This is a genomic window from Streptomyces uncialis (assembly GCF_036250755.1).
GTDB lineage: Bacteria > Actinomycetota > Actinomycetes > Streptomycetales > Streptomycetaceae > Streptomyces > Streptomyces uncialis.
Genome location: NZ_CP109583.1, coordinates 882305 through 904341 on the forward strand (window position 1 = coordinate 882305; position 22037 = coordinate 904341).

The following is a 22037-nucleotide window of genomic DNA, read 5'->3' on the forward strand; positions in this document are numbered from 1 at the left end:
CTGAGAAGCGTATGAAATATCCCGAACCATCCCCTCGCCGCTGTCCTCCGGACGCCTGATGACGGACCATGGAGGTACCGGCCGAACCGGCCGTGCGTGGTGGCGGCTGTGCCGCCCTGCGTACGGGGACGGCCGGAAGCGGCACCCTGACCACCGGGGAGGTGGGCCCATGCGAAGCCGTTTCGAGCCCGACCGGCGCCTGACCGCGCGTATGGCGCTCACGATGTTCCTGCTCGGCCTGTTGTACGTGGTCTTCGTGGGCGTACTGATCTTCCTGCTGAAGTCCTGGGTGCTGGTCGTGGTGATCGCCGCCGCGGCGCTGTGGGCGCAGTACTGGTTCTCGGACCGTATCGCCCTGTACGCGATGCGCGGCCGGATCGTCACCGCCGAGGAGGAACCGCGGCTGCACGGTGTGGTGGACCGCTTGTGCGCCACGGCGGACATGCCGAAGCCGGAGGTGGCGGTGTCCGCGCTGGATCTGCCGAACGCGTTCGCCACGGGCCGCAACGCCGACCACGCGGTGGTCTGCGTGACCCGGGGGCTGATGCGGCGGCTGGAGCCGGACGAGCTGGAAGGCGTCCTCGCGCACGAGCTGTCGCATGTCGCGCACCGGGACGTCGCCGTGATCACCGTCGCGTCGTTCCTCGGGGTCCTCGCCGGGCTGGCCGTGCGCTTCGCGTTCTATTCGGGGGCGTTCGGCGGGCGGCGCGACCAGAACGCGTTCGTCGTGCTGATGAGCGTGGTCGCGGTCTCGGCCGCGGTCTACGCGATCAGCTTCGTACTGATCAGGGCTCTGTCGCGGTACCGGGAGCTGGCCGCCGACCGGGCCGCCGCGCTGCTCACCGGCCGTCCCTCGGCGCTGGCGTCCGCGCTGACGAAGCTCACCGGGGACATCGCGCGCATCCCCACCTCGGATCTGCGGACCGCGCAGGCGTTCAGCGCGTTCTACTTCGCACCGGCCATCAGCGGCGAGACGAACCGCAGTCTGTCCCGGCTGCTGTCGACGCATCCTCCGCTGGAGAAGAGGCTGGAGCAGCTGGCCGCGATCAGCGCGCAGCTCGGCCCGACGGCCGGACAGCGGGGCTGACGGCCATGGGGTTCCTGGACACCCTCCTCGGCCGGACCCGGCCGGTGCCGCCCGATCTGGACCGGCTGTTCGGACTGCCCTCGGCGGCGGTGACGCTGGAGGCGGCGGCCGGGTTCACCGCGACCGGGGTGGGATCGGTGTGCTTCTCCAGCGTGGAGGGCGCCGAGTTCTCCCGTATCCAGGACGAGGTCCGTGAGCTGCTGGCCGCCGACGAGCAGCGCACGGGTCCGCCGGTCGGGTCGGAGCGTGACGCGTTCGGGTACTCCTGGCTGGTGTCCCACCGGGACGCGGACGATCTGCCCGCCCTGGTGGGTGATCTGCACGCCGTGAACTCGGCGCTGGAGGAGAGCGGCTTCGGCCCGCAGCTGCTGTGTTCGCTGGTCGGTTTCCGGGACCCCGAAGGGCGCCGTCTCGGGCTGGTCTATCTGTACAAGCGCGGCACCTTCTACCCGTTCGCCCCGGTCGCGGCGGACCGTCGTGACAACGCCCTGGAGCTCCAGGTGCGGGGGGTGCTCACGGACGATCTGCGGATCGAGCCGGATCTCTCGCGCTGGTTCGCCCTCTGGGGCGCCCCGGGGCTCTGACCCTCGGCCGCGTGTACCGCACCCGAGGTCCGCCGTGCGCGGCCGTGCCACGGGGGTGAAGCTGGAGTACGGGGCCGGGACCCGGGCGGGTGGAGGTGGCGATGGAGCCGGTGGCGGCGCTGGAACGGATCGCGTTCCTGCTGGAACGGTCGCTCGCACCGCCGTACCGGGTGCGTGCCTTCCGTACGGCGGCCTCGGTGGTGGCGGGAATGCCGCCGGAGGAGGTCGGGAGGCGGGCGGCGGCGGGCTCGCTGGAGAAGGTCAAGGGCATCGGTCCCAAGACCGCGAAGGTGGTCCACGAGGCGCTGGAGGGGCGGGTGCCGGAGTATCTGGCGACGGTGGAACGTGAGGCCGGGGGTCCGCTCACCGAGGGCGGGCAGGAGCTGCGGCGGCTGCTGCGCGGGGATTGTCACACGCATTCCGACTGGTCGGACGGCGGCAGCCCGGTCGAGGAGATGGCCCGTACGGCCGCCCGGCTCGGGCACGAGTGGACGGTACTGACGGATCACTCGCCCCGGCTGAAGGTGGCCCGGGGACTGTCGGCCGAGCGGCTGGCGGAACAGCTCGCCCTGGTCGACGCGCTCGCCCCCGGGCTGACGCCGTTCCGGCTGCTCAAGGGCATCGAGTGCGACATCCTCGACGACGGCTCGCTCGACCAGGAGCCGGAGCTGCTGGACCGGCTCGATCTGGTCGTGGTGTCGGTGCACTCGAAACTGCGGATGGACGCGGGCGCGATGACCCGCCGGATGGTCGCGGCGGTGCGTGATCCCCGTTCCGATGTCCTCGGGCACTGCACCGGCAGGCTGCGGGGCGATCCGGGGCGGCCCGAGTCCTCGTTCGACGCGGACGAGGTGTTCGCGGCCTGTGCGGAGACCGGGACGGCCGTCGAGATCAACTGCCGTCCCGAGCGCCTCGACCCGCCGCTGCGGCTGCTGCGGCGGGCGGTCGACGCCGGGGTGCTGTTCGCCCTCGACACCGACGCCCACGCGCCGGGCCAGCTCGACTGGCAGCCGTACGGCTGTGCCCGCGCCGAGGAGTGCGGGGTGCCGCCGGAGCGGATCGTCACCACCTGGTCGGCCGAGGAACTGGTGGCCTGGACCGCGACCCGCCGCACCCCCGTGCGCGCGGGCGCGGGCTGAGGACGGGCCGGGGCCGGGTGGCGCATCGTCCGGTACGGGTCGGGAATACGCGGGAAAGGACCGGAGCTGACCGGGAAGCACCGGATCGTCCCGTGGCGGGCCCGGACGGTACGGACGAGCAGAGCGAAACACAGTGGACAACACCACAGCACACAGTGGACACCGGGACCCGTGCGGGAGACGGACGGGCACCGGACAGAGAGGGGAATTCCGATGAGCCCGAGCGACGACGGCAACGCGGCGTACGGCAAGAAGAAGTTCAAGCGCTCGCGCAGTCACTTCGCGGACCGGATCACCGCCGACGGGCGGGACGGCTGGCCGGTGGAGGCGGGCCGGTACCGGCTGGTGGTGAGCCGCGCGTGTCCCTGGGCGAACCGGACGATGATCTCCCGGCGGCTGCTCGGTCTGGAGGACGCCGTGTCGCTGGCGATCACCGACCCGATCCAGGACGACCGCAGCTGGCGGTTCACCCTCGATCCCGACGACCGGGACCCGGTGCTCGGCATCAAGTACCTGAGCGAGGCGTACGACGCGCGGGAGACCGGATACCCCGGCGGGGTCAGCGTCCCGGCCGTGGTGGACGTACCGAGCGGCAAGCTGGTGACGAACGACTTCCAGCAGATCACCCTCGACTTCGCCACCGAGTGGACGGCGCTGCACCGCGAGGGCGCGCCCGACCTGTATCCCGAGGCGCGCCGGGACGAGATCGACACGGTGATGGAGGGCATCTACCAGGATGTCAACAACGGTGTGTACCGCTCCGGTTTCGCGACCGGCCAGGAGGAGTACGAGACGGCGGTGCGGGGACTGTTCCGGCGGCTGGACGAGGTCACCGAACGGCTCGTCGGGCAGCGGTACCTGGTCGGTGACACCCTCACCGAGGCGGACATCCGGCTGTTCACCACGCTGGTGCGGTTCGACCCCGTCTACCACGGCCACTTCAAGTGCAATCTGTGGAAGATCACCGAGAACCCGGTGCTCTGGGGATACGTCCGTGATCTCTACCAGACGCCCGGGTTCGGTGACACGGTCGACTTCGACCACATCAAGCGGCACTACTACCAGGTGCACACGGGCGTGAACCCGAGCGGGATCGTCCCGGTGGGCCCGGATCTGTCGCAGTGGCTGACCCCGCACGGCCGCGAGGCGCTCGGCGGCCGTCCGTTCGGTGACGGGACCCCGCCGGGCCCGGTGCCGCGCGGCGAGGAGGTCCCGGCGACGGGGCGTCCGCCCGTACCGGCCGGCTGAGCGCGCGGCCCGGCCCCGTGGCGCCCCGGTGTCACGGGGCCTGTTTCGGCGGGAGCGCCGGGACGGGGGTGGGGCGTCCGCCGATGAAGTAGTTGACCCGGCGGCGCAGCCCGTTCCAGCGGCGGTCGTGGTGGTAGGCCCGGGTCCAGGCGCGGGCACGGGCCCGGGGCCGTTCGCGGTACAGGCGCCGGGCCCACCAGGAGGCGGGGCGGGCCAGCCGGACGGCGCCGACCAGGGCGACGAAGGGGACCAGCACCCCGATGACCGCGATCCTGGCCTTGCCCTTCAGCAGGGCCAGGACGGACATCAGCAGGTTCCCCACGACGGTCGCGACGACGTTGGCGCGCCCCTGGACATCGGCGTCGGAGAGTCCGTCCACCCCGAACGGCGCGAAGCCGCACAACAGGAGCAGCGCGAGCGCCACGGTGATCATGACGGCCTCGACGCTCTTGGTGCCCTCCTGGGTCCAGTACACATCGCTGAGGTAGAGGACCAGCGCGAACTCGTCCAGCACCAGGCCCGTGCCCGCCCCGAACAGGACGGCCGCGATGCCCGAGCCGACGCCGTGCCGGGCCCCGGCGAGCAGCAGGAATCCGCCGACGACCATCAGGATGATGCCGGGCACCACATGGTGGACGTGCATCCCGCCCGGGGTGACGTTGCGGAAGGGGCCCTTCCCGGCGCGGATCATCCGGGTCACGACCCGGGTGACGGCGAACGCGACCACGAACGACACCAGCGCGAGCAGCAGCGGGAGCTTCCCCGGTTCCACGATGTTGCGGTACCACCAGCCGCTGTCCATCCGCCCATCGTCGCCCCGTCATGGGGGGCCGGACCCCTGGGGCGAAGCCGGACGGGTGAGTGCGGTCGCCGGACGCCCCCTCGGGCGGCTCAGCGGCGCGGGACGTCGGAGGTGAGGGTGAACAGTCCGCCGTCGGGGTCGCGCAGGGTCACCTCGGGGCCGTACGGGGTCGTCTCCCGGGAGACCTCGGCGCCGCCGTGCCCGACGGCCGCCCGGGCGCCGTGCTCGACATCCGGCACCGGGAAGTACACCTGCCAGTGGGGGCGGATGGTGGGGTCGACGGCCGCTTCCACCGCTCCGGAGCTGAGGCGGGCGACGACATGGCCGCCGCTGCGCAGCACCACCTCGTCGTCCTCGTAGTCGACCTCGCAGCAGCCGGGGCGCTCGGAGGCCCATTCGAGGACCTCGCCGTAGAAGATCGCCGCGTCGAACGCGTTGCGGGTGCGCAGCCGCAGCCAGGCGGGGGCGTCCTTGTGCCAGACGTCCCAGCCCGAGTACAGCTGTCCCTCCCAGATCCCGAAGACGGCGCCGTCCCGGTCGGCGGCGAGGACCCCGCGCCCGCCGGCCAGCGCCAGCGGGCCCACGGCGACCGTGCCGCTGCGTTCGCGGATACGGGCGGCGGTGGCGTCCGCGTCACCCACCGCGAAGTAGGGGGTCCAGGCGACCGCCATCCGCAGGGTCCGCGCGAGTGCGCCGATCCCGGCGACGGGCACCCCGTCCGAGAGCGCGACGGAGAACTCGTCGCCCAGGCGGCCCTTGCGGAAGGTCCAGCCGAGGACATGACCGTAGAAGTCCTGGGCGGCGCCCAGGTCGCGTGCCATGAGGCTCACCCAGCACGGGGCACCGAAGACGGTGTCGGTGGTGAGGGGCTGTGCGGCGCTCGCCGCCGGGGTTTCCTTGTCCATCGCAGGCAGTGTCCCGCTCGCAGGAGGGCGCCGCCGACAGCGGCCGGAACCGGGCCCGTCGTGGTTGACGGCCGTCCGCCCCCCGCCGGGTCCGCCAGGACCCGGGGGGCTGCGTCCCAGACTGCCAGCGTTCACACCCGTCCGCAGGGCGGGCGCCACCCGCGCGACCTGCGGACCCGGTCCTTCCCCAGGCCCGGGGCGCGCGGCGGCCCCTCGAGCGGCCCCGGGTGGCGGGGGCCGTTCGGGTGCCCCGGCATGTCGTCAACATGGCGCGAACACGGAAACCCGTTCGGGGACGAGGGGCGCGTGCGGGACAATGAGGCGGGCCCGACCGGCCGTCCTCGCCCCGACGGCGGTTGTTCCCTTCCGGTCCCAGGAGAGTGGGGTTTCGTGTCGCCCCAGCGGGATGCAGTCCCGGCCGAGGACCCACAGGACCCACGTGCCGGGACCGGTGCCGGCCAGTCCCCCGGAGCCGGTCCCGGTCCCGGTCCGGGTCCTCGGACGGCTGTCGGTCCGGGCTCCCCCACCGTCGCGGGGCCCACGGCTGCGGTCGCGGGGCCCACTGCTGCCGCCGGGGGGCCCGCGGCGCGGGACGCCCGCGCCCGGCCCTCGGTCGCCCTGCCGATGCCCGTGCTCCGCTCCCCCGGGCCGGTGTCCGACATAGCGGTCGGCGCCGGGGCCGACGCGGCGCCCGAGGTCCGGGCGGACTGCTCCCGGTGCTTCGGGCTGTGCTGTGTGGCGCTGCCCTTCGCCCGCTCGGCGGACTTCGCGGTGGACAAGCCGGCGGGAACCCCCTGCGGCAATCTGCGGCCGGACTCCCGGTGCGGCATCCATGACCGGCTGCGCGACCGCGGTTTCACGGGCTGCACGGTCTTCGACTGCTTCGGCGCCGGACAGCAGGTGTCCCAGGTGACGTTCGGCGGACGGGACTGGCGGGGCGACCCCGGCGTCGCGGGGCCGATGTTCGCGGTGTTCCCGGTGATGCGGCAGCTGCACGAACTGCTGCGGTACCTCGGTGACGCCCTGGCCCGGCCGGAGGCGGCGCCCGTCCACGCCGAACTGCGGGTCGCGGCCGGTGAGCTCTCCGCGCTGACCCGCGCCGACGCGGACACCCTGACCGGACTGGACGTGCCGCCGCTGCGGCGGACGGTGAGTGATCTGCTGCTGCGCGCGAGCGAGCTGGTCCGGGCCGGGAGCCGGGGCCGCGAACTGCGGGGCGCCGACCTGTTCGGGGCCCGGCTGCGGGGCGCGGCACTGGGCGGGGCGAGCCTGCGCGGCGCGCTGCTGGTCGCGGCGGACCTGTCGGGTGCGGATCTGCGCCGCGCCGATGTGATCGGTGCGGATCTGCGGGACGCGGATCTGAGCGGGGCGGACCTGACCGGGTGTCTGTTCCTCACCCAGGCGCAGCTCGACGGGGCGCGGGGCGACTCCGCGACCGTCCTGCCGGACGGGTTCACACGGCCCGCCCACTGGGCGGACGCCGACGGGTCCCGTGCGTCCCGTGCGGCGTCCGACCCGTCCCGGCCGCGGGGCGGGCGGGACCGGCGCGGGGGCCGGGGGCGGCGGGGTTCCCGGAGGGCGGGCTGAGGTTTCCGGCGTGCTCGGCAGTGCCGGTTGCCTGTGGGTGTTCCGCCCTGGCGTTGCTGGGGCTGTGCGGGTTGCGCGTGCGCGTTCCGCCCTCTGGCGTCGCCCGGCTGTGCGGGTTGTCCGTCGGGTTCTGCCCCTTGGCGTTGCTGGGGCTGTGCGGGTTGTCCGTGGGGCGCAGTTCCCCGCGCCCCTGGGTTGCTCCCTGTGGGCGTACCTGTTGTGTGCGGGTACTTACGTGGGTGGCCGGTGGGCTCACTTGACCGGTGCGCAAGCCGGATGGTTGCGCACCGGTTCCGCTCCGGAGTCAGTGGGCTCCGCCGCCTCCGCCTCCGAAGGAGCCGCTGTGACCTGGGGTCCAGCGCCTTCGGCGCTGGTCCTCGCTGCGTTTGTTGGGGAGGTTGCCGTGGAGCTGGTACGGGTTGAGGCCGCCCTGTTTGTCGAGCGGGAGCTCGTCCGGCTCGCGGCGCTCGCTGACCTCATGGACGGCGCCGCCCTCGGGAAGGTGCGGCTGTTCGTCGGCGCTCGGGGGGCCTGGTTCCCTGCTGCGTACCCCGATGCCGAGCCAGACTATCCAGATCAGGGCCCCGACGATGACCGCCCCGACCAGCAGGGGGATCAGGATGAGGGCTCCGTCGGGGGCTGCCATAAAGACAGTGTTTGGGGTCATATGACTGGAATACCCGTTCCCGGGGCCACCAGTCCTCCGATGTCCGACTATCGCGACGAGAAGCCCCCATGGTCACGGCGCGACCGCACTCAGTAGCGCCGAGCGCACAGGTCCCGCACCTGTTTCATGGGAGAAAGCCGACTCGCCCGGCCGACCCGGACACACCGCGACCATGAAGACGAGCCCGCCGCGGACCGAGGTGCGGCTCACCGGGCCCTCCCCGCACCCCCGCGGTGCGGGGGTCACGCGTTGCTCACTCACCTGTCCGCCGCAGGCGGCTCCGCGGCGAGTCGCCCGGCCAGTTCCGTGCGTCTGCGCACGCCCAGCTTGCGGAAGCTGTTCGTCAGATGGGTCTCCACGGTGCGCAGCGCCACCCGCAGCAACCTCGCGATCTCGGGGTTGGAGTGGCCATGCGCGGCGAGCCCGCAGACTCGCAGCTCGGCGGCGGTGAGGGCCCGGGCACCGGTCCGAGGGGCGGTGATCCGGCGTGCTCCGGCGGCGGCGAGCAGGTCGGCGACCACGCCGCGCGATCGCTCGGCACACATCCGCTCGGCATGCTGGGCGGCCTCGCGCAGCACCTGGCGGGCGGCGGTGGGACGGCCTGCCTCGGTCAGCATCCGTCCGTGGGCGACGAGCGCGGAGAGCAGTTCAGGGGTGGTGGCGGTGTTACGCAGGAGGCCCACCGCCTGCTCTACGGCGGCCAGCCCCGCCCGGCCGCCGGTCGCTGTGCCGAACGCCCGCATGGCCCGCCCGATACAACGGGGGGTGCCCCAGTGCCGGGCCGCTTCCAGTTCCTCGGAAGCGAGGGTGATGGCCGGGCCGGTTCGGCCGAGGAGCAGCTGGCAGTCCGCGGCGGCGGACCGCCACGGAGTGACGATCGGGCTGATCACCTGCCGTTCGCTCTGCCGGCGCCCGCACTCCAGCAGGTCCTCAAGGGCGGCGGCCGGGGAGCCCTCGACAAGACTCAGCAGCCCTCGGGCGTATAAGAGTTCGTTCCACTCCCAGGATCCTCGGGACGCCTCGGCGGTGACCGAATCGGCCAGTCGACGGGCCTCGGTGGTGCGGCCCGTCTCGGTGAGCGCGATGACGGCCTGCGCGACCAGATGAGCGTTGGGGTGGCCGCCGGGGGCGCGGCGCGTCGACGGCTCGATCAGGATGCCCCAGTCTCCGCACGCCTCCAGCAGTTCGTGGTACCGGCCGCGCATCACCAGGGTCTCGGCACGCACACTCAGCAGGCTCTGATAGCCGGGGTCGGCCGACGGGCCGGGGTGTCCGGTGATGCCGTTCGCCACCAAGCGGTCGGCGAGCGCGAGTTCGTCGGCCCACTGGGCGAGTGTGGCGGCCGAGGCCAGCACGTAGGTCCGGGAGAACGGCTCCAGCGGTTTCGCTGTCACCTCGCGGGCCACCTCGGCGGCCTGCGCCGCGGACAGCCGTCCGCTGGTGGAGTCGAATTCGGCGAGCAGCGCGCTGACGGCCGGTGCCGGACGCTGGGAGGTGCGGGCGGCCAGGCCGCGCAGTCGGCCCACCGTTTCCAGCCAGCTGTGCCCGTCGTGCGAGGCGATCAGCGCCGCGGCGCCCTGAACGGCACGGGCGAGTTCCGGGTGGCCGGTGAACCGCTCCGAGAGTTCCTCCATGACATCCAAGGCGATCGAGGTCTGGCCCCGGGCCGCGAGCGTCGCGCCCAGAGCGTTCGCCGCCTTGAAGACCCCCGCGTCGGACTGCTCTTCCAGCCGTATCGATTCGGCGAGGTGCCGTACGCCCGAGGCCCGGTGCTCCGGACCCAACGTCACCTCCAGACAGCCCAGTTCGGTCAGCGCGCCACCGCGCCGACCGGGCGGCAGCGGCTCCGCCAGCGCCCGGCGCAGGATGTCCACGGCCTGTCCCGGTCGCCCTTTGCGGCGGGCGGTGTGGGCGGCGGACAGCAGCGTCTCGGTGGCCCAGCCGGGCCCGCTCCCTCCCGCCGCCACCAGGTGCGCGGCCACCTCCTCGTCCGGTGCGCCTCGGTGATGCAGCAGTTCGGCGGTGGCCCGGTGCGTCCCGGCCGGGTCGAGCGGCGAGCACCAGGTCGACAACTCCCCGCCGGGCGGGCCGAGTTCCGTCCCGCCTCCGGCCGACTCCTCCGTCGGCGATCCCCACGCGATCTCCCAGCGGTTGCCCTCGGGGTCGGCGATACAGGCCGACCGGCCCCCCGAGGGGCGATCCGCTGGAGCGGCCACGGCGGCGGCGCCCACGTTCACCGCGGCCGCGAAGACGGCATCCACCTGCCGGGAGCTGTCCACGGCACAGGTCAGTGTGACGCCGGACCAGCCCGGCACCGCACCTGGTTCACCAGGGGCGCCGCTCGTCACTTCGGCCATCGGGCGCAGCGCCAGCAACACCCCACCGAGCAGGAAACCGGACGGACCGTCCGCTCCGGGTGGCAGCTCCGTCCATCCCAGTCTGCGGTAGAACCCACGCAGCCTCGGCATGTTCCACGCACCGAGCGTGATGACAGAGAGACGGGGAGGCAGCTTGTTCATGATCAAAAGCTTGCCGCCCCGGTACACCGGCCGACAACAAAGCGAACGCGTCAGTGGCTGAGAGTGCCACCGTACGAGGCCACCCGGTTGCTCGGGAGCGACCGGCGTACTTCCGCGGAAAGGCCGCGGTCCGCACCGAACTCGTGGTGTTCCACGATGGTCGGCCGGAAACCCGCACGGCAGGCTGGTTCCTGATCGACGACCGGTGCGCCGCGGCCCCTCGACCTGGCCGATCGGCGCCGGACCGCATCGCGGCACGTACCGAAGGAGCCTTGTGCAGACCATCAATTCCACCGCGGGGTGGACAGCGGCGGCCAGAGAGCTGGAGAACGCGCGGGAGGACCGGTTCCTGGCGGATCCGCTCACCCTGTGCACGGAGGCGGAACGCCGTCAGTGGCACGACGTGGTGGTGTCCGTGCTCGGATACTCACCCCCGGTCGTGTCCGTACGTGCCCGGCTGGGCGACGAAGTGGTGCGGGCGGCCGCCGCCGACGGCATACGTCAGGTCGTCTCGCTGGCCGCCGGCCTGGAGTCACGGGTCTTCCGGCTCGACCTGCCGGCGGACCTGCTGTACATGGAGGTCGACCTGCCCGCGCTGCTGGAGGCGAGGAGCGAGCGTCTGGCCCGGGCCGGGCGGTCCTTACGCCCGACCTGCCGCCGGGCCGAGGTCTCCGCAGACCTGAGCAAGGACTGGAACGGCCCGCTCGAAGACGCCGGATTCGACCCACGGGCCCGCACGATGTGGGTGGTCGAAGGGCTGCTGCCCTACCTGGAAGCCGATGTCTGCCGCACGCTGCTGCGTACCGTACGGGACCTGTCGGCCCCCGGGAGCCGGTTGTGGTGCGACCACATCCACCCCGACGTGCTCACCGCCGAGCACTACGCGCCGGTCCTCCAACGCCTTGAGGAACTCGGGGTGCTGTGGGCGAGCAGCTGGCCGGATCCCGTGGCACAGCTCAGGGCCGGCGGCTGGGAGGCCGGTGCCTGGACGGTCAAGGAGCTGGCGTACCCCCGGCCCGGTAACCCTCCGGCGGCGTGGATGCCACCGGTCCCCGCCAGGGCGGACACCTCCGACTCCGGATACCACTGGCTGATCTCGGCGCGCACCGACTGATGGCGTCCTCGGTTGCCCCGCGCAGCGGGAACAGGCCGCAGGCCACCGGTGCGCCGGCCCGCCCCGAAACGACGACGACCCAGCACCAGGAGCTGCTGTCCGGGCTGACCGCCCGGCCCAAGCACCTTGCCACCAAATGGCTTTACGACGCCTGTGGCAGCGCGCTCTACACGGACATCACCCGGCAGCCCGAGTACTACATCGACGACGCCGAACGCGAGATCATCGGCCGGCGCGGCGCCGAGATCGCCGCGCTGACACGTGCCCGGGTCCTGGTGGACCTCGGTGCCGGTTCCGGCCGCAAGACCCGCCTGCTCATCGATGCCCTCCTCAGCACCGGCTCGCTGGAGCAGTACGTGCCCGTCGATGTCAGCGGCGCCGCGCTGCGGACCGCGGCGCGAGCTCTGGGCTCCGACTATCCAGGTTTGCGGATCCTGCCGTACGCCGGTGAATTCACCGATCCGCTCGGCCTGGATCCACAGGACGCCCCCGTCCTGCTGACCTTCTTCGGCGCCACCTTCGGGAACCTCCGCCCCCCGGAGCGGCGAAGGTTCCTGGCCGCCCTCCGGGCTCGGATGCGCCCCGGCGACGGGCTGCTCCTGGGCACCGACCTGGTCAAGGACGTGGCCACCATGACGGCCGCGTACGACGATCGCGCCGGGGTGACCGCGGCCTTCGTCAAGAACGGTCTGACCGTGCTCAACAGGGAACTCGGCGCCACCTTCCGCCCGGGCGACTTCAGTCACCGCGCCACCTGGAACCCCCGCCTGGAGCGCGTGGAGAACACCCTGGAGGCCCGGCGCGCACACCGCGTCGGCCTCACCGCGCTGGGCCGCAGCATCTCCTTCGACCGCGGGGAGCCGCTGTACGTGGGGGTATCGGCCAAGTTCCGTGAGCAAGGTGTCCGTGACGAAGCCGCGGCCACGGGTCTACGGGTGAGCCACTGGTGGACCGACGCCGCCCGGCGCTACGCCGTGTCCCTGATCACGGTCGCCGGCCACGCCACCGCGCCCAGCGCGTAGGCGGCCCACAGCTCGCACCCATCAGGCGGGGAGATCCGCGGCGGGCGGCCCGTGCCCGTCCGAGCCCGTCCCGCAGGTCGCACGCCCCGGAATCCGCACCCCGGGCCGGGGCGTGCCGCCACCGGGATTCCTCCGTCCGGCGCGGTACTCCGCCCGGATGGCCCCCGCCGGGCGGCGCCGGGCCCGCGCGGCTCCTAGCGTCCAAGCCAGCAGGGACCTGCGCGACAAGCGACTGCTCCGCGACGGCCCCCGGGCACGCGGAGGACGGGAGTGGTGAGATGCGGGCGATCGTACGGGCCTCGGGTGCCGTGAGCGCGGCGGTGGCCCTGGCAGCGGCCGGCGTTCCGGCGGCCGTGGCCGAGGAGGGCGCACCCTCGCAGGAACAGCCGCCGGCGTGGGAGGTGGGGGTCTCGCCCGGCACGGTCCGGCCGGGGGAGACGGTGACCCTGTCCTCCAAGGGGTGTCAGGTGCCCGCGGTGGCCGTGGACTCGGGGATCTTCGACGCGGTGGAGCTGGACGAGGGGCGTTCGGCACCGGCCGAGGTCTTCCCGGACGCGCTGCCCGGTGCCGCGCACGAGGTGACCTTCACCTGCGACGGCCAGGCGAAACGCGTCAAGGTCACCGTCGCGGAGGCCGGGGACGGCCCCGTGGCCGAGGACCGGGAGCGGGAGGACGACGGGACGGAGCGGCTGCGCCCCGGGGAGCACGAGCCGGTGGAGCACCCGCCGGAACGGGAACATCCGCAGGAGCGCGAACCGGCGCACGAGCCCGAGCAGGTCCATCCCGAGGGGCACGAACCGCAGCCCCCGGGCGGGCACCGTGAGGAGCACCCGGAGCGGAAGGGGGTCCGGGCCGGGAGCGGCGGGGACCTCGGCGAACCGGGCCCGGTCCAGCTCGTGCTCGGCGGCGCGCTGATCGCGGGTGCGCTGGGCGGCGCGGGCTACTTCCTCTGGCGCCGCCGCGCCTGACCCACGCCTGACCTACGGCTGACCCGCGTCTGACCTGCGGCTGACCCGCGCATGCCGGACCGACCGCCTGGCGCACACCCGACCGCCTCACCCGTGCCCGGCCCGACGGCACCCGCCCGGTCACCGGCGTCCCCGGATTCCGCATACCGCGGGCCCGGGGACGCGGGCATTCCCCTGGGCCCCGTCGGACCCCTTCCGGTCCCGGTGCGGCCCCGTGCGGCACCGAGCGGCCCCGTGCGGCCCCGGGTGCGACCGATGGCAGCACCTCCGGAATAGAAATCAACGTCCGTACAGTTTTCCGGATGCCGTAGGACAGGCCCCCTGCCCTTGAGCGCACGTGCCCCCGCACGGCGGCCCGGCGGACCCCCGACCGGCACCCCTCATATCTGTACTGGAGACACCATGCCCCCCAGAGTCGTGATCATCGGTGGCGGATACGGCGGCAGCGCCGCGGCCAAGGCACTCGACGACGTCGCCGAAGTGACGCTCGTGGAACCCAAGGACGCCTTCCTGCACAACGTCGGCGCCCTGCGGGCCGCGGTCGACGCCGACTTCGCGCCGCGGATCTTCCTGCCGTACGACAAGCTGCTCAGCAGGGGCCGTGTGCTGCGCGACCGAGCCGTCCAGGTCGAGCCGGGAACGGTGACCCTCGCCTCGGGCGCGACGCTGGACACCGACTACCTCGTCCTGGCCACCGGCTCCGGTTACCCCTTCCCCGCCAAGAGCGACCTGGACGACTCCGCCGCCTCCCTGGCGAAGTTCGGCGCCACCCGCGAGCAGCTCACGGAGGCGGACCGGGTGCTGCTCCTCGGGGCGGGCCCGGTGGGACTGGAGTTCGCGGGGGAGATCAAGGCGCGGTGGCCGCGGAAGCAGGTCGTCCTCATCGATCCGTCGCCGGGCATCCTGAGCGGCTACTCGGAGCCGTTCCGCGCGGAGATCCTGCGTCAGCTGGACGGCCTCGGCGTCGAGCTGCTGCTCGGTGACTCGCTGGCCCAGGACCCGCCGACGGAGGTCGGTACGGCGGGCGCGTTCACCGTCACCACCCGGGCGGGCACCGAGGTGAGCGCCGGGCTGTGGTTCCGCACCCATGGGGTCACCCCGGCCACCGGTTATCTCACCGGGGCGCTCGCCGGTGCCCGGCTGAGCGGCGGGCAGGTGGCGGTGGGCCCCACCCTCCAGGTGAAGGGCCAGAGCACGGTCTTCGCGCTCGGTGACATCACCGACGTGGCCGAGCCCAAGCGCGCCGGGGCCGCGATGCGGCACGCCGAGGTGATCGCGGAGAACATCACCTCCCTGATCGGGGGCGGGACGCAGCTGGCCCGCTACGAGCCCGGGCCCGCCGCCCTCCTGCTGCCGCTCGGCCCGCACGGCGGCGCGACGGAGCTGCCCGGCGGACAGTTGCTCGGCCCCGGGACGACCTCCGAGTACAAGGGCGCCGATCTGATGGTCGGCCGCTTCTCCGAGACCTTCGGCCTCACCGGGAAGGACTGAGCGGGGCCGCCCCGAAGAGGCATCCTCACCACGGACGGCCCCGCCCCCGCAGATCGTGCGGGGCGGGGCCGTTCGTCCTGTGCGGCGGGCAGCGGCCGCACAGGAGTCCCGGACCGCGGCGGGCCAGGGACAGCGCGCCGGTCAGAGCGGGTCGTCCTTCCGGCGGCGGTCAGGCGAGGTGCATCCCCGCGTCGACGACGAGGTTCGCGCCGTTGACGCCCGGGCATTCGAGGAGGAACAGCGTCGAGGCGACGATGTCGTCGGCGGTCGGCAGCCGCTTGGCGGGGGTGCGCTGACGCATCGCCTCGAACCAGTCGGCGCGGACGTCGTCCGCGTCGTCCACGGCCGCGGTCCCGGCGACGACTCCCGGGGTGATCGCGTTCACCCGGACCGGGGGCACCTCCACCGCGAGGGAGTTGACGAGGCCGATGATGCCCGCGTTCGCCATGGAGATCGTGGTGGAGCCCGGCACCGGGCGCCACATGGACAGTCCGCTGAACATCACGACGGACGCGTCCGCGGTGAACTTCGGCAGCGCCTCATGGACGGCGGTGGCGTACCCGACCGTCTTCATCAGGGTCGTCCGGGCGCAGTCGTCCGGCCGGAAGTCCGCGATGGTGTTGAAGTCGCGGTCCAGGGCGGTGAGGACGATGTGGTCGACGGTGTCCATACCGGCGAACAGTTCTCTGATGGAGTTCCAGTCGGTCAGTTCGCAGACGGCGCCGCCCGCGAGATCGCCGAGTTCCTTCGCACGGGCCTGCGCGGTGGCCAGGTCACGACCGGTGAGGGTGACCCGCGCGCCGCGCGCGACACACGCGCGGGCCACCTCGTATCCCAGTCCCTTGGTACCGCCGACGACCACGACGTGACTGCCTGCTCCGACCATGTGGGGTGCCTTTCTAGTTGCGGGGGGGGTGGGGAAGGGTGGGGCGTCATGGGCGCTACGCGGTCCGGCGGCGGCGTTCACGTGCCGCCCGCGCGACGGCGACCAGTCCGGTGAGCAGTCCGAGGGCCACGGCCGCGCCGCCCCAGCCCGCGCCGGACAGCTCCGTGAGTCCGAAGGCGTGGTCCAGCGACCACTCCCCCGGTCCGGTGAATCCGAGCCCCACGGCCAGACCGCCGTACACAAGGGGGAGTTCGTAGCCGCCGCTCTGGGCCCAGAGCCCCTTGGAGACGTTGACGGAGCCCGCGACGAGCATCGCGCCCAGGGCGATCGCCGCGCCCAGCGGGGTCAGCAGCCCGGTCACCATCGACGCGGCGGCGATCAGTTCGCACAGCGCGGCCAGGACGACCAGCGGTTTCCCGGGCCGGAAGCCCCAGGTCTCGAAGACCGTGCCGGTGCCGTCCGGGCCGTGCCCCCGGAACCACCCGAAGAGCTTCTGCGCGGCGTGCCCGAACAGAAGCCCGCCGAGCAGCAGACGCAGTACGAGAAGGCCGATTTCCATGGTGGTTCTCCTTGGGGACGCATCGTGGGGAGGGGCGCTCGCCGCAGGTCGAGCAGCTGCCGCATGACCTGACGCAGGGTGCGTACCAGGTCGGCGGCCATGTCCTGGGCGCGCCAGGCGATGTGCTGGTCGGGGCGTACGAGCAGAGTGCCGCCGTCCTCGGCCTCCCGCAGCCGGCTCCGGTCGCCGTAGACGTCGTCGTAGGTCAGCCGGTGGCCCACCGCGCGCGGGAGGACGGCGACGTGGGCGAGCACGGCTGACGGCGTGGTCATGAGTTCTGGTGGGAGCCGGTCATCAGCGCCGCGAGATCATCGGGACGCAGGAAGGACGGGGGCGGCGGCGGTCCCCAGCTGAAGAGGCCCTTGGCGCCCTCCAGCGTCTGAGGGGTCCACAGCTGGTCGTCCACGATGCTGTCCATGTCGGAGTAGTACTCGGAGAAGTTGCCCGCCGGGTCCTTGAGGTACCAGAAGAAGTTCGAGCCCGCGTGATGGCGGCCGAGCCCCCAGACATGGCGCTCCGGGTGGCCCTCCAGCATGGTGAAGGCGCCCCGGCCGACCTCGTCCACGTCCTCGACCTGCCAGGACGTGTGGTGCGGGAAGTTCACCGGGGCGGCGAGCACCAGGACGTTGTGGTGGTCGGTGGAGCAGCGCATGAAGGTGCCGTGGTCCTTGATGGCGTCGCTGGTCCTGAAGCCGAGCCCGTCGGTGAAGAAGCGGCGGGTCGTCCCGTGGTCGGTCGAGCCGACGACGACATGGCCGAGTTTGCGGGGTCGGCGCAGCACCCCGGGGGCACGGCCGGGGCCGCGGTCCAGCCGGCCGGGGCCGTTGTACGGCGTCGGCGGCTCCTCGGGCTGCCGGAGGCGTTCGGCCACGGATATCACGGCGCGGAATCCGGCGACGGGCTCCCGGGTCACCAGGGCCGCGCCCTCGCGCCAGGACGGGATGTCCAGCCTGGCGAGGCGGCCGGCGATCCGGTCGAGGTCGTCGGGGTCGTCGGCGCCCATGCCCACCTCGACGAGGCGGCGGGTCGGAGCGTGCACGATCTTGAGCTGCCGACCGGCGTCGCGGGTGGTGAACCATCCCGCGTCGTCCTGGGCCAGGCCGAAGTCCGCGTAGTAGCGGGCCGTTCCGGCGACGTCGGGCACTCCGATGACAAGGGAGTTGAGGCGGTGGAGCGGCATCGTTCCACACTCCTTACGGATGACTGAGGTGATCTCGCGGACCCGTTCCGCCGGGCCGGCGGCGCACCGTTCGCGGATGTCCCGTATGTGGCTGGCGGGGCCGCCGGCTCGCGCCGGGCGGGGGCGGGTCAGCCGCCGGTGGCGGCCGGGACGACGCTCGCGGGGCGATGGTGGCGGCTCCTGCGCCGGACGGCCTCCGCATCGGCGGTCATCCGGATGTCATATGTCTACGGCACCACATTCGTCGAGTCAATAAGGTTTCGAAAGTTTCAGGCACTTTCGCCAAATGCTCGATCGGAGGTGCATTCCCCGGCGCCAACGCGCGAGGAACCGGCACGGAACGAGCCACGGGACCGGTACGCGATCGGGTACGGGTCCGGGTACCGAACCGGCACGGGAGGGGTACGGAACCGGGCACCGGATCGGCCGGAGAGGCCTACCGCCGAGAGTCCGGTTCACCGGCCGTCACCTTGAGCGCCACATCGACCCGGCAGCTGTGTTCGCCGAGCGACACATCCATCCCCTGCGCCAGGAACCGCACGATGCCGGTGCCGCGCCCGTGCTCGTCGGGGTCGAACCCCTCGGGCGGCCGGTGCGGTACGCACGCGCCGGTGTCGGACACGGCGATCAGCAGCACACCGTCCTCCAGCGCCATGACCAGCGTGGTGTCGGCGTGGCCGTGCTGGACCGCGTTGACGGTGAGTTCGTCCACGATGAGCACCGCGGACTCCCGGTCCTCGTCGGCGACCTTCCAGGAGCGGAGCAGATCCGTGGTGAAGCGGCGGGCGGCCCCCACCCATTCCCCCTGCGAGGGAAGCGCCAGAAGGGCGCGCGGGCTCGTGAGCCGGGGACAGCGGACGGTGGAGGCGGAACGGGCCGGGGTGTTCACATCGCCGGAGGAGAACATCGTCGTCCTCTCGCAGAGGGTTGACCGACGAGAGAGGGCAGCCGCCGTACGGCACTGAAGGCTGCCGCGATCCGGGGATGGGAGGGCTGTTCCGCCGTCCCGGTGGAACGGGCGTCGCACGCCGGCACAGGCCGACGGCGCTGCGGGGACACCCCGTGATGTCGCTGCCCATGTGCCGCTCCGGGCAGTTCCCAAGCGAATCCTTTTGTTTGCGCACGAATGTAACACGGGGGACTTTCGCGGTATTCCCGCCCGAGTTGCGAGGGTGCTCCGGATGTGCTGGGCACCCCCGGACGCGCTGACCCGGCGACCTGGTGGCGGGTCGCGCGAGGGCCCGGCCCGGTCCTCGCCATGCCGTGCGCCGCCCACCGCGCCATGCCCTACCAGCGGTGCGGGTGGTGCGCGGGTGGCGTCAGACCGTCATGGTGAGCGGTGCGGTGACTGTGTCCGCTCCCGGATGTCGTCGGTGGTGACACCCGGCGTGAGTTCCCGCAGCGTCAGTCCCTCGGGGCCGACATCGAGGACCGCCAGGTCCGTGATGATCCGGTGGACCACGCCCCGGCCGGTGAGCGCCGGGCCGCCCGTCCGGCCGGTCATGAGCGGGTGCGAAGGGGCGGTGCGGCGGCTCGGTCCCGGACCATCCGGTGGCGCATCTCGCCGATGCCCTCGACGTAGCTGACCAGTTCCTCGCCCTCGGCCAGGAAGCGCTGCGGCCGTCGGCCGAGTCCCACCCCGGCGGGGGTGCCCGTGAAGATCACGTCCCCGGGGAGCAGCGGCAGTACGGCGGATAGCCGGGCGATCAGTTCGGGTACGGAGAAGACCAGGCTGGATGTGCGGCCGTTCTGGAGTTCCTCGCCGTCGACGGCGCAGCCGAGTCCGAGGTCGTCCGGGTCCTCGAACTCGTCGGGGGTGACCAGGTACGGGCCGAGCGGGGCGAAGCCCGGGTGGGACTTGCCGAGGCTGAACTGGGGGACGGGGCCGGTCAGCTGCTTGTCCCGTTCGGAGATGTCCTGTCCGACGGTGAGGCCCGCGACATGGGCCCAGGCGTGTTCCCGGCTCACCTGCCAGGCGCGGCGGCCGATGACCGCGACGAGTTCGACCTCCCAGTCCACGCTCCCGTCCGGGAGGGTGATGTCGCCGTGGGGTCCGGTGATCGAGGAGACGAACTTCGTGAACACGGGCGGGTGTTCCGGGACCGCGAATCCCGACTCGTCCGCGTGGTCGAGGTAGTTCAGCCCGATGGCGAGCACCTGGCGCGGCCTCGGCACCGGGGGGCCCAGGGTGGCCGGGGTCGGCACCACATCGCCGCCCGGCGGCGCGGTGGCCGCCCAGTGCCGGAAGTCCTCCCAGCGCTCGTACAGCTCCTGGGGGTCGGCCGCGAAGAGCCCGCCGCTGGCCCGCTCGACATCCGTCCACCCCTCGGCGGTGAGCAGCGCGGCCCGTCCGGCCGCATTCGCAATACGCATGGCACGCTCCTGGAGCGGTCGTCCCCGGTGCGGTCACCGGGGATACAGCACCGTTGTAGGCCGGATATATTCGATGAGTCAATAGACTTTCGAAAGTTTCGGACCTATTCGATCGATGTGTACAATGACGCCCATGGCGACCAAGGCCGGGAAGCAGACGCTGAGCGACGACGTACGGGGGCAGTTGCGCGCCGACATCCTGAGCGGTCGGCTGCTGCCCGGCCACCGGCTGAAGTTCCCCGTGCTCAGCGCCCGCTACGACGTGAGCGTCAGCGTGCTCCGGGAGGCCTTGGTCCGGCTGGCCGAGCAGGGTCTCGTACGGTCCGAGCCCCATCAGGGCTTCCTGGTGACCCCGCTCTCCCGGGAGGACCTCACCGAACTGACCGAGGCGCGTATCGAGCTGGAGACACTCGTCCTGCGACGCTCCGTGACCGAGGGCGACCTCGCCTGGGAGTCCCAGCTGGTCGCGGCCCATCACACCCTGGAACGGACCCCTTACACCGCCCAGGGCGACCACGACCGTGTCGACGACTGCTGGTCCGCGGCCCACGCCGACTTCCACCGGGCCCTGCTGAACGGCTGCGCCAACCGCCGGCTGCTGCACATGGCACTCGGACTGCGCGACGAGGCCGAGCTGTACCGCCGCTGGTCGCGGCCGCTCGGTGACGAGCCGAGCCGGGATCTGGCGGGCGAGCACCGCGCCCTGCTCGACGCCGCCCTGGCCCGCGATCCGGAGGCGTCCGCCGAGGCGCTGTGCGCCCATGTCCGGCACACCACCGAACTGCTGCTGTCCGCCGCCGACCGCCTCGACCAGCAGCAGCCGTCGGACTCCTGACCACTCCCCCGCAGACCGGTCGCACCCCCGCACCCCCACCGACCGGGGAGAATGTGCGGATGGACGACTATCCCCTGGTGCACCGGGAACCCGCCTCCGAACGGTACGGACAGCTGCGGGTGCGGACCACCGATCTGAGCCCGGCCCGGTGGCTCACCGAACGGACCGCGGGGCAGGGGGACTTCGGAACGGTGGCGGGTGTCGCCGCCCCCGGGTTCGCCGCCTACGCGCGTGTGCTGCATCCGGCTTCCCTGGACGAACGGCCGGTGCGCTGGTCGACCGTGGCCGCCGCCCACGACCGGGAGCCGGCGCCGCTCAGCAGATGGCATGAGCTGATCGGCGTGGACGCCTTCTACCAGAACGACTCGGAGTACGGCCTGGCCGGCGTCTGGGACGAGCACCCGGTGGAAGGCCCGACCCCGCCCGATGTGGCCCGGGCACTGATCCCCGTGCTCGCCCGGCACACCTGGACCCCCGAGCACTGCTGGTTCGGCCTGTGGCACGGCTACGGGCACCTGGACTTCGACCACTTCCCCACGTTCGCGACCCCGGGCCGGGACGAGATCCTGCTCTCCGGGCCGCTCACCGAGGCCCTCTCACCGGCCTCCCTCGACGAGTTCGTGGAGCTGCCCGACCTGTGGTGGCCGCAGGACCGTGCCTGGTGCCTGGGCGGGGACGTGGATCTGGTGAGCACGTACATCGGCGGCTCTCCCGAGCTGATCGCCGAGCTGCTGGCCGCCACGGAGTTGGAGGCCCATCCGGTGTCGCCCGGCGACCCGGTCGGCTGAGCCGACGACCGCGTACGGGTGCCCCCAGCAGCGCGCCCCCGGTACAGCGGCCGGGGGCGGCGAGGCGGCCGGGACGGCGAACCGGCTCGGGGGCGGTAAGCCGATCGGGGACGGTGAACCGGCTCGGGCGGTGAGCCGACCGGGGGCCGTACGCCGACAGGCCGGCGGTGAGCCGCGAAAACCATTCCCGTGTCGGCCGTCCGCCCCGCTACGATGCTGACGACCGCGCACGAGCGATCCACGACCAGGGAGCAGACATGGCGGGTGACGACGACATCTCCGG

21 protein-coding genes and 1 pseudogene are annotated in these 22037 nt (G+C 72.7%); 11 read left to right on the top strand and 11 right to left on the bottom strand.

What is annotated here, in order from left to right; translation table 11 throughout:
* Positions 1–169: 169 nt before the first annotated feature.
* The 4 genes from htpX to OG711_RS03315 all read left to right on the top strand — a co-directional run bounded on the left by htpX (position 170) and on the right by OG711_RS03315 (position 4058).
* Positions 170–1087: a zinc metalloprotease HtpX gene (gene htpX, locus OG711_RS03300; protein ID WP_073786258.1), complete on the top strand. Its 918-nt coding sequence runs from the start codon at positions 170–172 to the stop codon at positions 1085–1087.
* A gap of 5 nt (positions 1088–1092) precedes the next feature.
* Entirely contained in the window at positions 1093–1671 is a 579-nt protein-coding gene (pspAB, locus tag OG711_RS03305) for a PspA-associated protein PspAB (RefSeq protein WP_073786259.1), read from the top strand.
* A gap of 101 nt (positions 1672–1772) precedes the next feature.
* On the top strand, positions 1773–2810 hold the full coding sequence (locus OG711_RS03310; protein WP_329558329.1) for a PHP domain-containing protein: 1038 nt from the start codon (positions 1773–1775) through the stop codon (positions 2808–2810).
* 213 nt (positions 2811–3023) lie between these two features.
* Positions 3024–4058 carry a glutathione S-transferase family protein gene (locus OG711_RS03315; RefSeq protein WP_329558330.1) on the top strand — a complete coding sequence of 345 codons (1035 nt, stop codon included), beginning with the start codon at positions 3024–3026 and terminating at the stop codon, positions 4056–4058.
* A 31-nt stretch (positions 4059–4089) separates the two neighbouring features.
* Here OG711_RS03315 and OG711_RS03320 read toward each other — a convergent pair whose 3' ends face one another.
* A complete protein-coding gene (locus OG711_RS03320; protein ID WP_073786261.1) occupies positions 4090–4860 on the bottom strand; it encodes a hypothetical protein in 771 nt (256 codons plus the stop codon).
* Between the two features lie 89 nt (positions 4861–4949).
* Positions 4950–5765, bottom strand: coding sequence for a VOC family protein (locus OG711_RS03325; RefSeq protein WP_073786262.1), 816 nt, complete (start codon positions 5763–5765; stop codon positions 4950–4952).
* Between the two features lie 624 nt (positions 5766–6389).
* Between OG711_RS03325 and OG711_RS03330 the strand changes: the two genes are divergently transcribed.
* Complete coding sequence (locus OG711_RS03330; protein ID WP_405672651.1) at positions 6390–7352, top strand: pentapeptide repeat-containing protein; 963 nt, start codon at positions 6390–6392, stop codon at positions 7350–7352.
* A gap of 304 nt (positions 7353–7656) precedes the next feature.
* Here the strand turns inward: OG711_RS03330 and OG711_RS03335 are convergent, their stop codons facing one another.
* Together OG711_RS03335 and OG711_RS03340 are read right to left on the bottom strand one after the other, a co-directional pair.
* Positions 7657–7998 carry a DUF6479 family protein gene (locus OG711_RS03335; protein WP_079184485.1) on the bottom strand — a complete coding sequence of 114 codons (342 nt, stop codon included), beginning with the start codon at positions 7996–7998 and terminating at the stop codon, positions 7657–7659.
* Positions 7999–8276: 278 nt separating this feature from the next.
* Positions 8277–10538, bottom strand: a complete 2262-nt coding sequence (locus OG711_RS03340) for a LuxR C-terminal-related transcriptional regulator (protein WP_329558332.1) — start codon at positions 10536–10538, stop codon at positions 8277–8279.
* A gap of 274 nt (positions 10539–10812) precedes the next feature.
* Here OG711_RS03340 and OG711_RS03345 point away from each other — a divergent pair, with 274 nt between their 5' ends.
* From OG711_RS03345 to OG711_RS03360, 4 genes are all read left to right on the top strand, one after another.
* Positions 10813–11652: a class I SAM-dependent methyltransferase gene (locus OG711_RS03345; RefSeq protein ID WP_329558333.1), complete on the top strand. Its 840-nt coding sequence runs from the start codon at positions 10813–10815 to the stop codon at positions 11650–11652.
* Complete coding sequence (egtD, locus tag OG711_RS03350) at positions 11652–12674, top strand: L-histidine N(alpha)-methyltransferase (RefSeq protein WP_329558334.1); 1023 nt, start codon at positions 11652–11654, stop codon at positions 12672–12674. Before OG711_RS03345 ends, egtD begins: the two co-directional genes overlap by 1 nt.
* A gap of 278 nt (positions 12675–12952) precedes the next feature.
* Positions 12953–13642, top strand: a complete 690-nt coding sequence (locus OG711_RS03355) for a hypothetical protein (protein WP_266505157.1) — start codon at positions 12953–12955, stop codon at positions 13640–13642.
* Between the two features lie 402 nt (positions 13643–14044).
* The gene (locus OG711_RS03360) at positions 14045–15133 is read left to right on the top strand and encodes an NAD(P)/FAD-dependent oxidoreductase (protein ID WP_266505160.1); all 1089 of its coding nucleotides are present in this window, start codon (positions 14045–14047) and stop codon (positions 15131–15133) included.
* A 169-nt stretch (positions 15134–15302) separates the two neighbouring features.
* Here OG711_RS03360 and OG711_RS03365 read toward each other — a convergent pair whose 3' ends face one another.
* From OG711_RS03365 to OG711_RS03395, 7 genes and pseudogenes are all read right to left on the bottom strand, one after another.
* Entirely contained in the window at positions 15303–16019 is a 717-nt protein-coding gene (locus tag OG711_RS03365; protein ID WP_073786269.1) for an SDR family oxidoreductase, read from the bottom strand.
* Positions 16020–16074: 55 nt separating this feature from the next.
* Positions 16075–16578, bottom strand: a complete 504-nt coding sequence (locus tag OG711_RS03370) for a DoxX family protein (RefSeq protein ID WP_329558335.1) — start codon at positions 16576–16578, stop codon at positions 16075–16077.
* Between the two features lie 116 nt (positions 16579–16694).
* Positions 16695–16850 (bottom strand): annotated as a pseudogene (locus OG711_RS03375) (hypothetical protein); the annotation flags it as partial.
* Positions 16847–17758 carry a VOC family protein gene (locus tag OG711_RS03380; protein WP_329558336.1) on the bottom strand — a complete coding sequence of 304 codons (912 nt, stop codon included), beginning with the start codon at positions 17756–17758 and terminating at the stop codon, positions 16847–16849. The pseudogene OG711_RS03375 and the gene OG711_RS03380, both read right to left, overlap by 4 nt.
* A 436-nt stretch (positions 17759–18194) precedes the next feature.
* The gene (locus tag OG711_RS03385) at positions 18195–18665 is read right to left on the bottom strand and encodes an ATP-binding protein (RefSeq protein ID WP_079184488.1); all 471 of its coding nucleotides are present in this window, start codon (positions 18663–18665) and stop codon (positions 18195–18197) included.
* 420 nt (positions 18666–19085) lie between these two features.
* Complete coding sequence (locus OG711_RS03390) at positions 19086–19262, bottom strand: hypothetical protein (protein ID WP_329558337.1); 177 nt, start codon at positions 19260–19262, stop codon at positions 19086–19088.
* Positions 19259–20131: a fumarylacetoacetate hydrolase family protein gene (locus OG711_RS03395; protein ID WP_329558338.1), complete on the bottom strand. Its 873-nt coding sequence runs from the start codon at positions 20129–20131 to the stop codon at positions 19259–19261. The genes OG711_RS03390 and OG711_RS03395 overlap by 4 nt, the downstream gene beginning before the upstream one ends.
* Positions 20132–20264: 133 nt before the next feature.
* On the opposite strand from OG711_RS03395, the gene OG711_RS03400 reads away from it, so the two are divergent.
* Both OG711_RS03400 and OG711_RS03405 read left to right on the top strand, forming a co-directional pair.
* Entirely contained in the window at positions 20265–20966 is a 702-nt protein-coding gene (locus tag OG711_RS03400; protein WP_329558339.1) for a GntR family transcriptional regulator, read from the top strand.
* A gap of 59 nt (positions 20967–21025) precedes the next feature.
* Complete coding sequence (locus OG711_RS03405; RefSeq protein ID WP_329558340.1) at positions 21026–21754, top strand: hypothetical protein; 729 nt, start codon at positions 21026–21028, stop codon at positions 21752–21754.
* The last annotated feature ends 283 nt before the right edge of the window (positions 21755–22037 follow it).